This is a genomic window from Priestia sp. FSL R5-0597, from assembly GCF_038006305.1.
Taxonomy (GTDB): Bacteria; Bacillota; Bacilli; order Bacillales; family Bacillaceae_H; genus Priestia; species Priestia zanthoxyli.
In genome coordinates this window covers 4,116,219-4,133,669 of sequence record NZ_JBBOUZ010000001.1, presented here as the reverse complement: position 1 = coordinate 4,133,669, position 17,451 = coordinate 4,116,219, and the positions used below count along the sequence as shown (strand labels likewise).

The window sequence follows — 17,451 nt, the reverse complement described above, 5'->3', positions numbered from 1 at the left end:
ATTATAGAGATTGAAAGGAAGATCCATACTATGACATACAATCATCCTGATGAATTTGGCCGCTTTGGTGAATTTGGCGGAAAATACGTACCTGAAACATTAATGAAACCACTTGAAGAAGTAGAAGCAGCTTTGAATCAAGCAATGAAAGATCCGGCATTTAAAGATGAGTATCTATCCTTACTCGTCAATTACTCAGGGCGACCAACGGCTTTAACATATGCTGATAATATTACCGAAACACTCGGCGGGGCAAAAATTTATTTAAAACGTGAAGACTTAAATCATACGGGTGCTCACAAAATCAACAATGCCATTGGACAGATTTTACTTGCTAAACGGATGGGCAAAACAAAAATTATTGCTGAAACAGGAGCGGGTCAGCACGGGGTAGCCACAGCTACAGTAGCTGCAAAGTTCGGAATGGAATGTAAAGTATTCATGGGAGAAGAAGATATTGAACGTCAGGCGTTGAACGTCTTTCGCATGAAGCTTCTAGGAGCGGAAGTTATTCCTGCAACTTCTGGAACAAAAACGCTAAAAGATGCAACAAATGAAGCGATCCGCTACTGGGTTCAACACTGTGAAGATCATTTTTACTTAATTGGTTCGGCAATTGGACCGCATCCTTATCCTAAAATGGTTCGAGATTTCCAAAAAATTATTGGAGAAGAAGCAAAAGAACAGTTTACAGCGGTAGAAGGAAAACTTCCGAATGCTGTCGTGGCATGCGTCGGAGGCGGCAGTAATGCAATCGGTATGTTTTATGATTTTATTAAAGAAGAAAATGTACGCTTGATTGGAGTAGAAGCAGGGGGGAAAGGACTAAATACAGCTCTTCATGCTGCTAAAATGGCTAAAGGCACAAAAGGTGTTATTCATGGAACGCTCACGTATTTACTTCAAGATGAAAATGGTCAAATTACAGAGCCTTATTCTATTTCAGCAGGTTTGGATTATCCGGGTATCGGTCCAGAGCATTCTCACCTTTCATCTATTGGACGAGTAGAATATGAAAGTGTAACGGATGATGAATCAATCGAAGCTCTTCAGCTGCTGGCGAAAACGGAGGGAATCATCCCGGCTATCGAATCCGCCCATGCGCTGGCAAAAGCATTTGAACTGGCTAAAAGCATGACGAAAGAAGAAACCATTTTAATTTGCTTATCAGGTCGAGGAGATAAGGACGTTCATACATTAGTAAACTTGCTAGAAGGGAAGGAAGAAGAACATGAATACGTTTGAAGCGAGACTACCTAAACATGAAACATTATTTATTCCATTTATTACAGCAGGAGATCCTCATGAAGATGCAACGGTGGAGATTGCTTTGTCTTTGCAAAAGCAAGGTGCTTCTATTTTAGAGCTGGGCGTACCGTATTCCGATCCTTTAGCAGATGGTCCAATTATTCAAGAGGCGTCCAAAAGAGCTTTATCTGGCGGCATGTCTATTTCAAAAGCTATTAAGCTTGTATCGGTGATGAGAAAAAAAGGTGTGAAAATACCGGTAATTCTCTTTACCTATTTTAATCCTGTGTTACAATTAGGTTTAGAATCCTTTTTCGCGTTAATGCGAGAAAATGAAATAGATGGAGTGCTAATTCCGGATTTACCGTACGAAGAGAGTGGCCGTATCCGGGAGCTTGCCGCTGAAAATGAAGTTGCGTACATTTCAATGGTTGCTCCTACATCTAAAGAGCGTATTCAAAAAATTGCTGCAGATGCAACGGGCTTCTTATACTGCGTGTCGTCTTTAGGCGTTACTGGGGTTCGCTCTACGCTGCCGGCTGATATTGGCACCTTTTTAGAAGATGTGAAAGCAGCAGCTTCTATACCGGTTGCCGTCGGTTTTGGGATTTCAACAAGCGAACAAGTAGAGGTATTAAAAGAACACAGCGACGGCATTGTAATTGGAAGTGCAATTGTTAATAAAATTGGCCAGCTTGAACAAGTTCTTTTAAATAAGGATACACGCCGAGACGGATTAAATCAAATTGAGGAGTATGTTGCATCCATCGTTTCGCCTATACAAAAATGCGAGGTGTAACACGGTGAAGGTAAAAGAACAATTACTAACTTTATCTCCATATAAACCAGGTAAGCCAATTGAAGAAGTGAAGCGTGAATTTAATTTAGATCGCGTTGTAAAATTAGCATCCAATGAAAATCCTTACGGCAGCTCTGCTTTAGTAAAAGAGGCGATTGCTGCAGAAATTGAAAATATGGCGCTTTATCCAGACGGTTATGCAGCTGAACTGCGTGCAGCAGTAGCAAAACACGTAGGTGTAGAGCAAGATCAGCTAATTTTTGGAAATGGGTCTGATGAAGTCATTCAAATTATTTGCCGAGCTTTACTATCGGCTGATACAAACACTGTCATGCCAACGCCATCATTTCCTCAATATAAGCACAATGCCGTAATTGAAGGTGCAGAAATTCGTGAAGTACCGCTGCGCGGCGGAGATCATGATTTAAATGCTATGCTTCGTGCAATTGATGAAAATACGACAATTGTATGGGTATGCAGTCCTAATAACCCAACGGGAACGTATGTGAAGGGCGATGAGTTAATTTCCTTTATGAAGCAAGTTCCTAAGCATACGTTAATCGTTATGGATGAAGCGTATTTTGAGTATGCAGCAGATCAAGCCGACTATCCGAATACGGTAGAGCTTTTGAATGAATACGAAAACTTAATTGTACTTCGCACATTTTCAAAAGCATACGGCTTAGCTTCTTTGCGTATTGGTTACGGTATTGCAAACGAATCATTGCTACAAAAAATTGAGCCGGCTCGCGAACCTTTTAATACAAGCCGCATGGCTCAAAAAGCAGCAATCGTTGCTCTTGAAGACCAAGCGTTCATTGAAGAGTGCAAAAAGAAAAATGAAGCAGGTTTGCAGCAGTACTATGCTTTCTGTGATAAGAATGGCTTAAACTATTATCCTTCTTTCACTAATTTTGTTCTAATTGATTTTGGCCGTCAAGGCGATGAAGTGTTTCAATTTTTATTGGAGTGCGGATTTATCGTTCGTTCAGGGAATGCATTAGGCTTCCCAACTTCCGTTCGTATTACGGTGGGAACAAAAGAACAAAATGAACAAATCATTGAATTGCTTCAGCAGTTTGTTAACCAAGAAACGGCGAAAGCTTAATACCTAATATAGTAAAAGATGAGAGTGTGATTTCACACTCTCATCTTCATATGCACAATGAGGTGAAGGAAAGTGAAAGAAAATGTTTTTGTTATAGGCCTAGGATTAATTGGAGGATCTCTTGCACTTAATATAAAAAAGACGCATCATCATCTTGATGTAATAGGTTTTGACATTAATCAAGAGCAGCTGGAGCTCGCTAAAACTCTAGGCGTAATTGACCAAGCGGCTTCTTCTTTGCAACAAGGCGCTGAGCAAGCGGATTATATTGTTATTGCCATTCCAGTCACCCAAGCAGCGGAAGTGCTAAAACAATTCGAACATTTTACGCTCAAACAGTCTGTCATCGTAACAGACGTAGGAAGTACAAAAGAAGAAGTAGTGAAGACAGCCGAGGCTCTTATTTCTAAAGGCATTGAGTTTATCGGGGGTCATCCAATGGCGGGGTCTCATAAAAGCGGAGTAGCTGCTTCTAAAGCTCATTTATTTGAAAATGCAATGTATGTATTAACACCTTCATCTTCTACTTCTTCGGAGGCTTTAAACAGCTTAAAGGAATTGCTAAGTGGTACAAAAGCTAAAATTATTGTAATGTCACCAAAAGAACATGATAAATTAGCAGGTGTCATTAGCCATTTTCCACATATTATTGCTGCAAGCCTTGTTCATCAAGCAGAATATTACCAACAAGACAATCAGCTAGTTTCGCAGCTTGCGGCTGGAGGGTTTCGTGATATTACACGTATTGCTTCAAGCAGTCCAGCGATGTGGAGAGATATTTTGCTTCATAACCAGGATGCGCTTCTTTCAATGTTTGACCACTGGCTTGAAGAAATGAACGACGTGCGAAATATGATCGAACGAAAAGATGCGAATGATATCTATACATATTTTTCACAAGCGAAACAATTTAGAGATCAGCTTCCTGTACGAACCAAAGGAGCGATTCCATCCTTTTATGATCTCTATGTGGATGTTCCTGACTATCCGGGTATTATCTCAGAAGTAACCGGTTATTTAGCAGAAGATGAAATCAGTATTACAAACATTCGAATTTTAGAAACACGAGAAGATATATACGGAGTATTACGTTTGAGCTTTCAAACAGAGGAAGATAGAAAGCGGGCAAGAGCGTGTCTCCATCAGCATCAATATCAGACGTTTATTTCTTAATGTACGAAAGGTGTGAATGAAATGAGTGGAAAACCATTAAAAACGAATCTTTCATCTCTTCAAGGAGAAATTTCTATTCCCGGGGATAAGTCGATTTCTCACAGAGCTGTGATGTTCGGAGCGATGGCAGAAGGGAAAACTACGATTAATCATTTTTTAGCAGGTGAAGATTGCTTAAGTACCATCTCTTGTTTTGAAAAGATGGGCGTATCGATTAAAAGAGAAGGCGAGTATGTTGAAGTGGAAGGTAAAGGTATCGAAGGATTAAGTGAACCTACTTCCATCTTAGATGTAGGAAATTCAGGAACAACTACTCGTTTAATGCTGGGGATTCTTGCCGGTGTGCCATTTCATACGTCTCTAATTGGAGATGAGTCGATTGCCAAGCGTCCAATGAGCCGTGTTACGGTGCCGCTGCGCTCTATGGGTGCAAAGATTGATGGGCGTGAGCATGGCCAATATACGCCTTTATCTACTAGAGGAGGAGCATTAAAAGCAATTCATTACCATTCTCCTGTAGCAAGTGCACAAGTAAAATCGGCGATTTTACTAGCGGGACTTCATGCCGAAGGCACAACAAAAGTAACCGAGCCTTTTACATCACGCGACCATACCGAGCGTATGCTTCGCGCATTTGGAGTAGACGTAGAGGTAGATGGAACGACTGTAAGTATTGAAGGGGGACAATCCCTGCGCGGAACGGATGTGTACGTCCCTGGAGACATTTCTTCAGCTGCATTCTTTCTTGTTGCAGGAGCCATTGTTCCAAACAGCCGAATCGTTTTGAAAAACGTCGGACTCAATCCTACAAGAACAGGTATTATTGATGTGCTTCAGCAAATGGGTGCACGCCTTACAATTTCCAATGAACGTATTCAAAATGGAGAGCCTATTGGCGATTTGACGATTGAAACGTCTCAGTTGAAAGGGATTGAAATTGGGGGCGATTTAATTCCTCGTTTAATTGATGAAATTCCGGTAATCGCTCTTTTGGCGACTCAGGCAACTGGGAAAACGGTGATTAAAGATGCGGAAGAACTAAAAGTAAAAGAAACGAACCGCATCGATACGGTTGCAACCGAGCTAAGCAAGCTGGGTGCCTCTGTTACGCCAACACCTGATGGACTTATTATCGAAGGCAAGACGGTTTTACAAAGCGGGGAAGTAGACAGCTACGGAGATCATCGAATTGGAATGATGCTTGCGGTCGCAGCAGCCATTGCAACGGGAGAGGTAACGCTAAAGAGAAGTGATGCCATTCACGTCTCCTACCCTACTTTTTTTGAAGATCTTGATGAGCTAAGCCAATAAGGAAGAGGCTGGAACAAACGTATTTTGGTTGAAGGGAAATCCGAACGAGGAATTGATATTGTTGATGAAAAATCAAACTCGTTCGGATTTTTTATTGAGATGGTGAACGAAGGTTTCATGTCTCAATCTCGTTTTTACCTAAAAAAATGTAAGCGTATTCAAATTGATTTGTTGAACAAACGCTCAAACTATTTTATCATTGTGTATAGAAGCATGTGTTCTTGCTTCGAGTTTGGAAAAATAGAAAATTAATTCGTTTTATTTTTATATAAAAAGTGAATGTAATAATAAAGGAGAATTGTGTGTGAAAGAACTAGACCGCGCGATAGGTTACGTAGAATCCAATGAAATTGAAAAAGGTCTTGCCCTTATTCATGAATTGAAAGATAAAGCTACAGACGAAGAAAAGTTTTTAATGGCTGAACAGCTGCAGGAGTGGGGACTAGTAAATGATGCGCTGCCTTTAATAGACGAGCTCATCGCTAAATACCCAGAAGAAGGCGAGCTGTATTTATTAAAAGCTGAAATGCTCATTGATTTAGAAGAAGAAGAAGAAGCCATTCATATTTTAAATCAAATTAGCAGCGAAGACGATAATTATGTGCCAGCTCTGCTTCTTGTAGCTGACTTATATCAAATGCAAGGCCTTAGTGAAGTAAGTGAGCAAAAGTTAATGGAAGCGAAAAAAATGCTTCCAAATGAGCCGGTTATCGATTTTGGGCTCGGTGAATTTTACAGCAGTCAAGGAATTTATCAAAAGGCAATTCCTTTTTATCAAACGCTGCTAAAAACAGAAAAAGAATTTAACGGTACGGATCTTCGTCAGCGATTAGCTGAAAGTCTAGCAGGTATCGGCCAGTTCGAAGAAGCGCTTCCTTACTTTGATCAAGCGTTAAAAGATAAGCTTGAGATTAACACACTATTTGAATATGCGATTTCAGCGTATCAAGCAGGTCATTATCAGACCGCTATTGAAAAGTTTACAGAACTAAAAGAGTTAGACCGTGAGTACCATTCTCTTTATTTATATTTAGCAAAGTCATATGAACATGAAGAGATGCTAGAAGAGGCTGCGGTGGCTGTCAACGAAGGTATTGCGCAGGATGAATTTCAAAAAGAACTTTACTTTTTTAAAGGTAAAATAGCATTAAAGCGCGGTCTAGAAGAAGAGGCTGAATCGGCGTTTCAACAAGCGATTGCACTAGATCCAGGGTACATTGAAGCTATTTTAACTCTCTCTAAACTTTATATGAGTCAAGAGAGATATGAAGATGTAGTAGAGAATATCGAGCATGCCAAAGAATATAATGAGCATGACCCTCATTTTGAATGGGATTTAGCAAAAGCTTATCAGGAATTAGAAAATTATGAAGAAGCGCTAAAATACTACGAATCTGCATATACTGTTTTTAAAGAAGAGTATGCGTTTTTAGAAGAGTATGGCTATTTCTTATTAGAAGAAGGACAGCGCTCGAAAGCGAAGGGGATTTTCCAAGCTTTATTAGCCATGGATCCAACAGTAGATGAAATTCAAGACATATTATTTCAATTAGAAGAATAAATAATAGTTCAGAGGATTTTATTGCTGCCGTGTGGAATAAATAACTGTAAAAGGTGTTTTAACTGAGAGTTTAAACACAGAGGAGGGAAGTGAGAATATGACGACCCCTGTTACTGTCAACGAGAAAAAAGAATTTGTTCGCTGGTTTTTAACGAATTATCAGCTGAAGCGCAGAGAATGTGTATGGATTTTAAATTATTTGATGAGCCATGATCAATTGATGAAACGAGTTCACTTCGTTGAGCAAGCACAGTTTTGTCCTCGCGGGATGGTGATGTCTACGCACTGTGTGGAAGACCCTCCATTTCGTTTTTATAAAGAAAATATCATGACAACCGATGCAGAAAAATCATTTCATGATATTCGTTTGAATCGAGAAGAAGACATTTATATTCAATTAAACTTCCGATCGTTGTATTCATCGCCTCAATATGTGGCTGTACTGGAAGACAATCCGTATATGCCAAAAGCTAATCAAACAAATGAAAAAGACAGAGTATTAGCTGAGCAAATATTGGAAGAATCTATTCAGAAATTTCAACGATCAAAAATCATGGAACTAATTGATAAAGCATTAGATGAAAATGATAAAGAGGAATTTCAGCGCTTAAGCGAATATTTAAATAACCATTATGTACAGTAGATAAACGAGAGATTGGCTAGCTTCTTAGAAAAAGGTCAATCTCTTTTTTTATCTCCTTATTCAGTTTGAAAAATAAATAAGACAAGCCTTAGCAAGCTTGCTGAGAGGAGAAGAAAGTTGAAGCTGCAGGCGAAGGAAATGGATGTGTATTTACAATCCAAAAGTTATGTTGATACCGTATTGGTTCCACTCATTCCCATTGATTTCGGAGAAGATTTAAAGCTTACTGCATCTATGAGTGAATATACGACTGCTCTTACTGAAGAGTTAGAGAGACAATTTAAAGGAAGAGTGATTTTAACACCTAGTTTTACATACTTAAAAAAAGATGGAGTAGCTGCTGTTTATGAAACATTACTTCGTTGGAATGAGCATATAAATGACAATGAAGTCAAACATCTTTTTGTGCTTACTAGCGACCGAGATTGGCTGCAGTATGAAAAAGAAATAGGAGCTCACTGCATTTGGATACCTGCTTTACCGCTTGAGCATATAGACGACTCGCATAAGTATACGCTCATACATGAACAAGTCCAACAGCTCCTGCCGATTTTTGTAGAGAAATGGAGTGTTTAAAAAGGCTGTAGAATAAGCAATGGAAGCGCAAACAAAATAATGACGAAAAATTTAGAAAAATAAAGATTATTTCCATGTTTTAGGTTTTTATTGTATTGACCTTCCAGAAATATTAATATATCATGATTATGTCCTAGTTTAATAGAATGGTCCATCATGTGTCCAAAATTCTCTGGACTGAACTTTTTTAAAGGGGGGAAAAGCATGGGTGATCGGGTATCAAGACGACAGTTTTTAAACTATACGCTCACTGGTGTAGGGGGATTTATGGCTGCTGGAATGTTAATGCCAATGGTGCGCTTTGCAGTAGATCCAATTTTGGAAAAAGAAGCGGGTCAGGATTTAGTAGCTGTAGCGCAGGTTAAAGACATTACAAAAGAGCCGAAACGTGTCGATTTTAAAATCAAGCAAGTGGATGCGTGGCATAAATCAGAAGAACCAAGATCGGCTTGGGTGTACAAAACTGATAAAGGTGAAATCGTCGCGCTGTCACCAATTTGTAAGCATTTAGGCTGTACGGTTAACTGGGCTGGTGACAAAAACTATCCACATCGTTTCTACTGCCCTTGTCATGGGGGAATGTATGAAAAAAGCGGTAAAAATGTACCGGGGACACCACCGATGGGACCGTTAGATGTATACGTTCAAAAGGTAAAAGGCGGTACGTTATATCTAGGAAAAGCCAAACCACAAGGAGGGGCATAGAAAATGTTGAATAAAATCTATGACTGGGTGGATGAACGGCTAGATATTACTCCTTTATGGCGAGATGTGGCCGATCATGAAGTGCCAGAACACGTAAATCCTGCACATCACTTTTCAGCATTTGTGTATTGTTTTGGTGGATTGACGTTTTTTGTTACCGTTATTCAAATTTTATCAGGCATGTTTTTGACCATGTATTATGTACCAGATATAAAAAATGCATGGGAATCCGTTTATTATCTGCAAAATGAAGTCGCTTTCGGACAAATTGTTCGAGGTATGCATCACTGGGGAGCAAGTTTGGTTATCGTCATGATGTTTTTACATACACTTCGTGTTTTCTTCCAAGGAGCATACAAAAAACCCCGCGAGTTAAACTGGATTGTGGGTGTGTTAATTTTCTTTGTTATGTTAGGTTTAGGTTTTACAGGTTATTTGTTGCCGTGGGATATGAAAGCGCTATTTGCAACGAAAGTAGGTTTGCAAATTGCTGAATCCACACCAATTATAGGCCAGCAAGTGAAGACATTACTCTCAGGACATCCAGACATCGTTGGTGCTCAAACACTAACTCGCTTTTTCGCCATTCACGTATTCTTTTTACCCGGAGCCCTGCTTGGCTTAATGGGTGCCCACTTCTTAATGATTCGTAAACAAGGAATTTCAGGACCACTATAAAAGTGTATACGCTTTATTCAGTTAGTCAATCACACTAGTCATCATATGCATCAAGCACATACTCCGTTGTTAGTACTTTCACTAGAACAGTGAGAAAAAGGAGGGAGAACATGCATCGTGGTAAAGGGATGAAGTTTGTTGGAGATTCACGTGTTCCTGCAGAACGAAAACCCAATATTCCAAAAGATTACTCTGAATTTCCAGGGAAAACAGAAGCATTCTGGCCAAACTTTTTACTAAAAGAATGGATGGTAGGAGCAGTTTTTTTAATTGGTTATTTATGTTTAACCATCGCTCATCCATCTCCGCTTGAACGTATTGCCGATCCGACTGATACGGGCTACTTGCCTCTTCCCGACTGGTATTTTTTGTTCCTATATCAATTGCTTAAATATTCATTTGCTTCTGGTCCATATAATATTATAGGTGCATTTATTATTCCTGGGATTGCATTTGGCGCATTAATGCTTGCTCCTTTCATTGATCGCGGACCAGAAAGAAGACCGGCTAAGAGACCGTTTGCGACAGGATTCATGCTTCTGGCTATAGCAGCAGTCTTTTTCCTAACGTGGCAGTCAGCGACACAGGTAGATTGGAAAGCACGTGAAGAGCAAGGGAAAATTAGAGAAGAAGTAGCGATTGACAAAAATTCAGAAGGCTACAAAATTATGCAAAAGCAAACGTGCTTGACCTGTCATGGTGATAATTTACAGGGAGGCCCTGCGGCTCCGGCTTTAACAGGAATTGATTTATCTCCTGAAGAAATCGCCAATATCGCAAAAAATGGTAAAGGCAATATGCCAAAAGGTGTTTTCAAAGGTTCAGATAAAGAATTGAAAACGCTCTCGGAGTTTGTCGGAAACTTAGGAAAAGAATAATGAAAACCAGCCAAAAGGCTGGTTTTTTTTGAATTTATTTAATGTTGTGGTTTATATCAATGAGATAGGTGCTTGCTATTGTCCAAAAACTGTACATAATAAAGAAGAGATTAAATGTAAAGGAGACTTTCTGAATGGCTTGGTTATGGTATACCTTAAAAGATAAGCGTTTTTTAACGCTTTTGCTGATTGTAAATATACTAGGAACAATCTACGGATATATTTGGTATGGGAGTCAATTAGCGGAAACACCTAAGAAGTTTTTATTATTTGTACCTGATAGTCCAACGGCAAGCTTGTTTTTTGTTATCGTACTTATCGGTCTTTTACTCGGAAAACATTTTTCACTATTTGAAGCTTTAGCCATGGTCACGCTGTTTAAATACGGGATTTGGGCCGTTATAATGAATGTATTGGTCTATGTGTTAACAGGATACATTGATTGGATGATGCTTATGTTAATGGCTTCTCATGCAGCAATGGCTTTTCAAGGGCTTTTATACGTACCGTTTTACCGGATTAAGTTATGGCATGTAGCGGTTGCCGCTGTATGGGCCGTACATAATGATATCATTGATTACGTTTTTTCTATGATGCCAAGATACAGCATGCTCAATGCGTATATGTCTGAAATTGGTTATTTTACATTTTGGCTAAGCATTTTATCTATTTTCATTACATACTGGTTCACAGTTCGTGCTTCTTCAAAAAAACAGCTATAAAAAATTTTTGAAATAGGCGCACGAAACGAGCTCTCTTTTTCTAAGATATAGTAGGCTATATTTAAGTATGAGGTGAGTGACTGTGAAGGAAACCAAACGAGAGCTTCATCCGTCCGTTGTGGAATTTAAACAATTTGTAAAATCACATCCCAAATTAGTAGAACAGGTTCGAAAGCAGCAAAAAACGTGGAAAGAGCTTTATGAAGATTGGTATTTATTCGGTGCAGAAGACCCAATGTGGGAGGCATATCGTTCAGAAGAAAGTGAAAAGGCTGAACCAGCTGCTACCACAGAGGAGAAAAAAGATATTATGGGTACAATCGTATCCTCGCTGAAAAACATGGACTTGAATCAAATGCAAAATCATATCACAAATGTAAATTCCGCTATTTCGAATATTCAACAAGTACTGCAGCAATTTCAGCCATCTAAGCCATCCGGTGGAGGAGCAGCTTCCGGGCCAGGGAATCCATTTGGCTTTAGGAAAGATTAAACGCAATGAGAAAAGATATATACGAGTATATGCAGTCTCGTCCTAAACTCAACGACTTCGTTCGTGAACAGCCAATGTGGTACCGGCGTTTATCTAGGAATCCTGAAGAACTGGAGAAATTTGAATTAGAATCCAAACACTACTACAAACAAACCATTCCTCATAAAGTTGAAAAGTTTTCGAATTCGATTCAAATGGCAAACATGATGTTTCATATGTTTCAATCCATGAAAAATCAATGATCTCTGCATACATAGCGATGCAGAGATTTTTGCACGTCATGAGTAAAAATAAAGAGTTTGTAAACACTATGGAGAAACGAATGATAAAGGAATGGTATTATGCGCTTACTATTAACGACGGCTTTATGTGTAGTTTCTCTGCTAGGATGCAACCATGATAAACCAAAACCTGAGACTAAAACTTCCTCTCAACCGCGGGCAGCTGAAACGTTTGGTGCAATGAATACAAAACCTTCACTGATGGTACACCAGCATGTGAAAGGACAGAACGTATATGTCGAATGTATTCTAAGCGGGTTTTCATTTTCAACAGAGAGTGGATTCCTTCAAATCACAGTAGATGGAAAACCATTTAAAGAAATGAAGCAAGCAGCCTTTGTTTTAAGTGATCTTCCAAAAGGATCTCATACTGTTACGATTGAACTGATGAAATCTAAAGAAGAAAGTTATCAAGTGAGGAATACCTTTACAGTTGAAATTATATAGTTAAAAAGTAGAACTTGTAGTAAATCAGTGTAAGCTGTTTTAGCAAGTTCTTTTTCTTTAGATCCAAAACGTGATAAGATAAAAACGGAGGTGCACAGCCATGCTGACAACAATGAGAACTGTTGAATTACTCGACGAGTCTGATCACGTAGCGAACATGGTGTTACAATCAGACGTAGCCGAGAACTATCGTCAATGTTTATATAGATTAAATAAAGATTCACATGCACAGGCATTAATTGCTCAATTTGTGAAAATAAAGGAACAGTATGAGGATGTTCAGCGATTTGGAAAATATCATCCTGACTATAAAACCATTACGAGACAAGTACGTGATGTAAAGCGTCAAGTTGATTTACATGCGACAATCGCTGCGTTCAAAAAAGCAGAAAATGAATTGCAAAAACTGCTTGATGAAATTAGCGTTATCCTTGGTCAAGCTGTTTCAGAGCATGTTAAAGTACCGACGGGAAATCCGTTTTTTGATACGGGAAGCAGCTGCGGCGGTGGCTGCGGATCTGGTGGAAGCTGCGGGTGCAGCGCATAAGCCGTTCACTGTATAAATCGAACGCAATCAGCACAGGAATTTCCGCAGCAGGCCATTTTACGCTGTGGAACGTAAAACCTGTGCTGATAGACATAAGTAAGATGCTGACTTCTGACAAAACTTGAGCGCCACGTAGCATTTGTATTGGATGTAGCAAAAATAGATGAAGCTTCTAGAAGCTCATCTATTTTTCTACGCTCAATTGATGTGTTTATATACAAAAAGGGTATATTTGTGATTTTTTTGAAAATGACTTGTTCAATAGCTCTGTGCTCGTTAAAATGAGTAAGAAAGAGCATCCAGATATCATCTAAATTCATACATAAAGCACCTACTTCATATAAAAGAATTTATGATAAAGAAAACCAATATAACGTATGCAAAAGGGGAACTAAATATGTTTGTTGAACGTCAAGGAATTGTGGCGTATGTGCATTCTGTTAAGCAAGCAAAAGCATTGCGAAAGTACGGAAATGTACATTACGTATCTAAAGAATTAAAGTATGTTGTCTTATATTGCAACCAAGATGGCATTGAAAAAACAATCCATAAACTTCAGTCTCTACCTTTTGTGAAGAAAGTAGATCCTTCTTATCGGCCGTTTTTAAAAACAGAATTCGAAAATTCAAAGCCGGATAAAGCGAAGGAATATGACTATAAGATAGGAATTTAAACAAAAAAGGAATGTAATGTACATTCCTTTTTTTATTTTACTTGGCCTTAGCAAACGAATAGGCAGGGATGAGGTTATTGCATTGGCGGAATAAAGCGGTTCATTCGCAAAATGCCAATAAGGTGCTGATAGTATAGTGCTGTTTCTGGAAAGGTAGTAGATGGTTTGACATCGAGTACCACAATTTCTTTTCCCGCTTCCTCAGCTGCTCGTTTAAATAACTCAACGCGCTTGCTGTCGTTTTGTTTTAAAACAATTCCTTCTCGGCAAACGTAAAGCGGTTGGAAATTCCCTTCAGCTGTTGGATGCAAGACAGCGACAAAAGAAGCTACTTGTCGATCTTCTTTTACTGTTCGCAGCATAATAAGATGGGCAAGACGATGTTTGTTGCTTTTGACAATCTCTAACAGCTCATAAATATCTGAATACCCTTCTCCGAGCTCAATAAAACGCTGAATCATATGTATTTCCCCCTCTATGTATTAAAAAAGCAAACTCACGTAGTTTAATGTATCACTGAATATTTTAGGAGTAAATAAAAAAATCCCTACAACTACTCATTGTAGGGCCCTTCAATAAAGGGGTGTAATCACCTCTGCGATTACAAGCACCTTGATGAAGGCAAAGGGAGAGGAGAAACCGGAGGAAGAACTTATGGGGAAACGTAAGTCTTCTCCGCGGTTGGCAACAACATCGGTTAGATGATGTTGTTACTAGTCAGTATGTCCGTTTTAAACGTTCATATACCTGTTTCGTGAAATTCACTTTTTAAAATATAAAAGACTGATAACATGACAGAGAAAAAGGGTAAATTTACGTTTATGATGACATATTAAAGTAAAGGAAATCTTTTATGAACGAAATGCCGAATGATCTGCATAGGTGTATCTAAGGAGACGGTCGTAAAAGTCCAGCATAAAAGCAAGCTGCTGGGTTATTGCACAGAATGCATACAGCATTGAATAAATTGAGGATTTTTGCTAGTCTTTGTAATTCAAAATATGTTAGGATAATGAAGAATAAGGAAGTAAAAGTAAGGTAGTGATAAGGATGAGAGTAGTAGCAGGTTTATATAAAGGCCATGCGTTAAAGGCGGTTCCAGGATACTCAACCCGCCCTACAACAGATAAGGTGAAAGAAGCTATTTTTAATATGATTGGACCGTTTTTTGAAGGTGGAACAGCTCTTGATTTGTTCGGTGGAAGCGGTGGCTTGGGAATTGAAGCTCTAAGTCGAGGAATAGATAAAGTCATTTTTGTGGATCGGGATGGCAAAGCGATTCAGACGATTAAAGCAAACTTAGCATCCTGTCGGTTAGAAGACCGCGCTGAAGTGTATCGAAATGATGCAGAGCGTGCACTGAAAGCGATAAAGAAAAGGGAGCTGACTGTCGATTTACTTTTGCTTGACCCACCGTATAAAGCACAAAAGTTGAAAGCGCTTATCGAAACGGTAAGTGAAGAAAACCTTCTGGCAAAAACAGGAATTATTGTAGCGGAGCATTCTCATGATGTACATTTAGATAATGAGATTGGTTTATTTGAAAAAATAAAAAGCGAAACGTACGGTATCATTGGTGTTTCTATTTATACATACAAGAAAGAAGAATCAGTTGAATAAATCAATGAGCTGTTAGATGTAGAAAGGGGATACGTATGGGCAGTATAGCTGTTTGTCCAGGAAGCTTTGATCCAGTTACGAATGGACATTTTGATATTATTAAACGAGGCGCAAATGTATTTGATACGATTTATGTGGTTGTTTTAAATAACTCCTCAAAAAGTCCTCTATTTACAGGGGAAGAGCGAGTAGCTTTGCTGAAAGAAGTAACAAAATCACTTCCTAATGTGGTAGTAGAGTCGTACAGCGGATTATTAATGGAGTATGCAAAAGAAAAGCAGGCAAAGACCATTTTAAGAGGTTTGCGTGCAGTATCAGATTTTGAGTACGAGATGCAAATCACATCTGTAAATCGCGTATTAGATAAAGAAATCGAAACGTTATTTATGATGACAAATAATCAATACTCGTTTTTAAGTTCTAGTATTGTAAAAGAGGTAGCTAAATATGGCGGGAATATTTCTGAATTAGTTCCTCCCCCTGTTAGAGAAGCGCTTGCAGAAAAATTTGAACAGCTGTCTCAAAAATAAGATAAAAAAGAACGTGACGTTTTCTTTGCCGATAAGAAAACGTCACGTTCTTTTTTTACTAGGAACGATGAAGAAACGCTCGTTTTGAATATAGATAAATATAGCAGCACAGCGTAAAAATCGTTAGGAGGGGGCCGTACACGTTTAGCCACTGCGATAGAATCGTAACGGACTCCAAGTGAGAAAAAACCGGCAGTGCTCCTTCAGATGCTTGAAAAGTAGTAATGGATTCCCGAAGAGGACCCCATAGAAAGATAGTGAATACTACCGCAAAACAGCCGTGAAAAATTCGGGCAATAAAAAACGGAAAAAATCGAATATCTGTTTCGGCGAGTATGCTAGCTACTTGTGCTTGAACAGAGAAACCGCTAAAGCCTAATACAAAGCTAACGATGATAATTTGATGAAACAGCAGCGTGTCCGGTGCTTCGCTTGCTAGGCGGCTTCCTAACGTAATTTCAAAAAGCCCCGAAATAAAGGGAAGGCTCAGCTCAGTCCCTATATGACAAAGGGAAAATAAATAAGCTAGACCGCTGCTTAAAACGGCCGTGATATGAGTCACATATAAAAGTTTGTTTAATACAGAAAATAAAATGATAAAACCGCCAATCATTAAGAGAGATTGAACTGCAGAAGTAACCGCATCTCCTAAAAGCTTCCCGATAGGACGCTTATCTTTTAATCGCGTTTTATGCATTTCGTGAAAAGCTAACGATAAAGAAGGTTTTTGAATTACTTGTCCTTTAGGTTTTGCTGATCCATAAAACCGCATCACCAGTCCTACACAAATATTCCCTATGTAATGAGAGAGAGCTAATATGATACCGACAGCTGGATTGTGAAAAAAGCCAACTGCCACAGCTCCAAAAATAAAAATAGGGTTAGATGAGTTAGTAAATGATACGAGCCTTTCAGCTTCAATAGCTGTTAGCTGTTTTTCTTGGCGCAGCCGGGAAGTGATTTTTGCACCTGAAGGAAATCCAGAAGCCATGCCCATTGCTAAAGCAAAACCCCCTACTCCAGGTACTCGGAATAAAGGCCTCATAAACGGCTCTAATAAGATCCCAATGAACTTCACTACGCCAAACCCAATAAGCATTTCTGAAACAATAAAAAAGGGCAGCAGAGAAGGAAAGACGACCTTCCACCATGTGTTGAGACCTCTTACTGAACCTTCTAGCGCTTCTTTTGGATATACAATAAGCGCAATAGCGAGAAGTGTTACGCTCGTCCCGAGCAGAAGTGTTTTCACCATCGATTTATTCAACGAACGATTCATCTCCTTTTCTAAGCTCACGTCATTTTGATAGGAATGAAATGAGGAGTTTTAGGCAAATGTACAAGTTCTTCTATATATCAATATACGAAGCTATGCATCGACTTTATGCCTATGTGTAAGGAGAAAATAAATTCATACTGAATAAAAAGGCGTCTTGTCACATTTGGAAATACAATTCA

The 17,451-nt window shown here is 39.0% G+C and carries 22 protein-coding genes; 19 read left to right on the top strand and 3 right to left on the bottom strand.

Translation table 11 applies throughout. The annotated features are described in order from the left end of the window. Nucleotides 1–30: 30 nt before the first annotated feature. From trpB to MKX72_RS21745, 16 genes are all read left to right on the top strand, one after another. Nucleotides 31–1,245 carry a tryptophan synthase subunit beta gene (gene trpB, locus MKX72_RS21820; RefSeq protein WP_013059002.1) on the top strand — a complete coding sequence of 405 codons (1,215 nt, stop codon included), beginning with the start codon at nt 31–33 and terminating at the stop codon, nt 1,243–1,245. Next, nucleotides 1,232–2,047 (top strand): tryptophan synthase subunit alpha, encoded by an 816-nt coding sequence (trpA, locus tag MKX72_RS21815; RefSeq protein WP_013084883.1) that lies wholly within the window; start codon nt 1,232–1,234, stop codon nt 2,045–2,047. The genes trpB and trpA overlap by 14 nt, the downstream gene beginning before the upstream one ends. A gap of 4 nt (nt 2,048–2,051) precedes the next feature. Continuing rightward, nucleotides 2,052–3,155, top strand: coding sequence for a histidinol-phosphate transaminase (gene hisC / locus MKX72_RS21810; protein WP_155007663.1), 1,104 nt, complete (start codon nt 2,052–2,054; stop codon nt 3,153–3,155). Nucleotides 3,156–3,227: 72 nt separating this feature from the next. After that, the gene (locus MKX72_RS21805) at nt 3,228–4,328 is read left to right on the top strand and encodes a prephenate dehydrogenase (RefSeq protein WP_028411498.1); all 1,101 of its coding nucleotides are present in this window, start codon (nt 3,228–3,230) and stop codon (nt 4,326–4,328) included. A gap of 21 nt (nt 4,329–4,349) precedes the next feature. After that, nucleotides 4,350–5,639 carry a 3-phosphoshikimate 1-carboxyvinyltransferase gene (aroA, locus tag MKX72_RS21800; RefSeq protein ID WP_033579753.1) on the top strand — a complete coding sequence of 430 codons (1,290 nt, stop codon included), beginning with the start codon at nt 4,350–4,352 and terminating at the stop codon, nt 5,637–5,639. Nucleotides 5,640–5,937: 298 nt separating this feature from the next. Continuing rightward, nucleotides 5,938–7,200 carry a tetratricopeptide repeat protein gene (locus tag MKX72_RS21795; protein WP_205689540.1) on the top strand — a complete coding sequence of 421 codons (1,263 nt, stop codon included), beginning with the start codon at nt 5,938–5,940 and terminating at the stop codon, nt 7,198–7,200. Nucleotides 7,201–7,297: 97 nt separating this feature from the next. Further along, the gene (locus tag MKX72_RS21790) at nt 7,298–7,843 is read left to right on the top strand and encodes a ReoY family proteolytic degradation factor (protein WP_013058996.1); all 546 of its coding nucleotides are present in this window, start codon (nt 7,298–7,300) and stop codon (nt 7,841–7,843) included. Nucleotides 7,844–7,960: 117 nt separating this feature from the next. Next, nucleotides 7,961–8,419, top strand: coding sequence for a YpiF family protein (locus MKX72_RS21785; RefSeq protein ID WP_028411494.1), 459 nt, complete (start codon nt 7,961–7,963; stop codon nt 8,417–8,419). A gap of 204 nt (nt 8,420–8,623) precedes the next feature. Continuing rightward, on the top strand, nt 8,624–9,124 hold the full coding sequence (locus MKX72_RS21780; RefSeq protein WP_013058993.1) for a QcrA and Rieske domain-containing protein: 501 nt from the start codon (nt 8,624–8,626) through the stop codon (nt 9,122–9,124). A 3-nt stretch (nt 9,125–9,127) separates the two neighbouring features. Next, nucleotides 9,128–9,802, top strand: a complete 675-nt coding sequence (gene qcrB, locus MKX72_RS21775; protein ID WP_013058992.1) for a menaquinol-cytochrome c reductase cytochrome b subunit — start codon at nt 9,128–9,130, stop codon at nt 9,800–9,802. A gap of 110 nt (nt 9,803–9,912) precedes the next feature. Beyond that, the gene (locus MKX72_RS21770; RefSeq protein WP_028411493.1) at nt 9,913–10,680 is read left to right on the top strand and encodes a menaquinol-cytochrome c reductase cytochrome b/c subunit; all 768 of its coding nucleotides are present in this window, start codon (nt 9,913–9,915) and stop codon (nt 10,678–10,680) included. A 134-nt stretch (nt 10,681–10,814) separates the two neighbouring features. Continuing rightward, a complete protein-coding gene (locus tag MKX72_RS21765; RefSeq protein WP_028411492.1) occupies nt 10,815–11,402 on the top strand; it encodes a DUF1405 domain-containing protein in 588 nt (195 codons plus the stop codon). 82 nt (nt 11,403–11,484) lie between these two features. Next, nucleotides 11,485–11,895 carry a YlbD family protein gene (locus tag MKX72_RS21760; RefSeq protein ID WP_034270859.1) on the top strand — a complete coding sequence of 137 codons (411 nt, stop codon included), beginning with the start codon at nt 11,485–11,487 and terminating at the stop codon, nt 11,893–11,895. A 5-nt stretch (nt 11,896–11,900) separates the two neighbouring features. After that, nucleotides 11,901–12,137 (top strand): YlbE-like family protein, encoded by a 237-nt coding sequence (locus MKX72_RS21755; protein ID WP_013058988.1) that lies wholly within the window; start codon nt 11,901–11,903, stop codon nt 12,135–12,137. A 99-nt stretch (nt 12,138–12,236) separates the two neighbouring features. After that, on the top strand, nt 12,237–12,623 hold the full coding sequence (locus tag MKX72_RS21750) for a hypothetical protein (protein WP_033579756.1): 387 nt from the start codon (nt 12,237–12,239) through the stop codon (nt 12,621–12,623). A 100-nt stretch (nt 12,624–12,723) separates the two neighbouring features. Continuing rightward, complete coding sequence (locus tag MKX72_RS21745; protein WP_028411490.1) at nt 12,724–13,170, top strand: YlbF family regulator; 447 nt, start codon at nt 12,724–12,726, stop codon at nt 13,168–13,170. A gap of 5 nt (nt 13,171–13,175) precedes the next feature. Here the strand turns inward: MKX72_RS21745 and MKX72_RS21740 are convergent, their stop codons facing one another. Continuing rightward, nucleotides 13,176–13,490 (bottom strand): hypothetical protein, encoded by a 315-nt coding sequence (locus MKX72_RS21740; protein ID WP_033579757.1) that lies wholly within the window; start codon nt 13,488–13,490, stop codon nt 13,176–13,178. A gap of 77 nt (nt 13,491–13,567) precedes the next feature. Between MKX72_RS21740 and MKX72_RS21735 the strand changes: the two genes are divergently transcribed. After that, nucleotides 13,568–13,843: a YlbG family protein gene (locus tag MKX72_RS21735; protein ID WP_013058985.1), complete on the top strand. Its 276-nt coding sequence runs from the start codon at nt 13,568–13,570 to the stop codon at nt 13,841–13,843. Nucleotides 13,844–13,917: 74 nt separating this feature from the next. Here the strand turns inward: MKX72_RS21735 and MKX72_RS21730 are convergent, their stop codons facing one another. Beyond that, nucleotides 13,918–14,304 carry a DUF7147 family protein gene (locus tag MKX72_RS21730; RefSeq protein WP_013084871.1) on the bottom strand — a complete coding sequence of 129 codons (387 nt, stop codon included), beginning with the start codon at nt 14,302–14,304 and terminating at the stop codon, nt 13,918–13,920. A 589-nt stretch (nt 14,305–14,893) separates the two neighbouring features. On the opposite strand from MKX72_RS21730, the gene rsmD reads away from it, so the two are divergent. Both rsmD and coaD read left to right on the top strand, forming a co-directional pair. Continuing rightward, a complete protein-coding gene (rsmD, locus tag MKX72_RS21725) occupies nt 14,894–15,463 on the top strand; it encodes a 16S rRNA (guanine(966)-N(2))-methyltransferase RsmD (RefSeq protein WP_013084870.1) in 570 nt (189 codons plus the stop codon). Between the two features lie 35 nt (nt 15,464–15,498). Next, nucleotides 15,499–15,993, top strand: a complete 495-nt coding sequence (coaD, locus tag MKX72_RS21720; protein ID WP_013058982.1) for a pantetheine-phosphate adenylyltransferase — start codon at nt 15,499–15,501, stop codon at nt 15,991–15,993. 58 nt (nt 15,994–16,051) lie between these two features. On the opposite strand, the gene ylbJ is transcribed toward coaD, so the two are convergent. Then, on the bottom strand, nt 16,052–17,260 hold the full coding sequence (gene ylbJ / locus MKX72_RS21715) for a sporulation integral membrane protein YlbJ (RefSeq protein ID WP_033579758.1): 1,209 nt from the start codon (nt 17,258–17,260) through the stop codon (nt 16,052–16,054). Nucleotides 17,261–17,451: the final 191 nt, after the last annotated feature.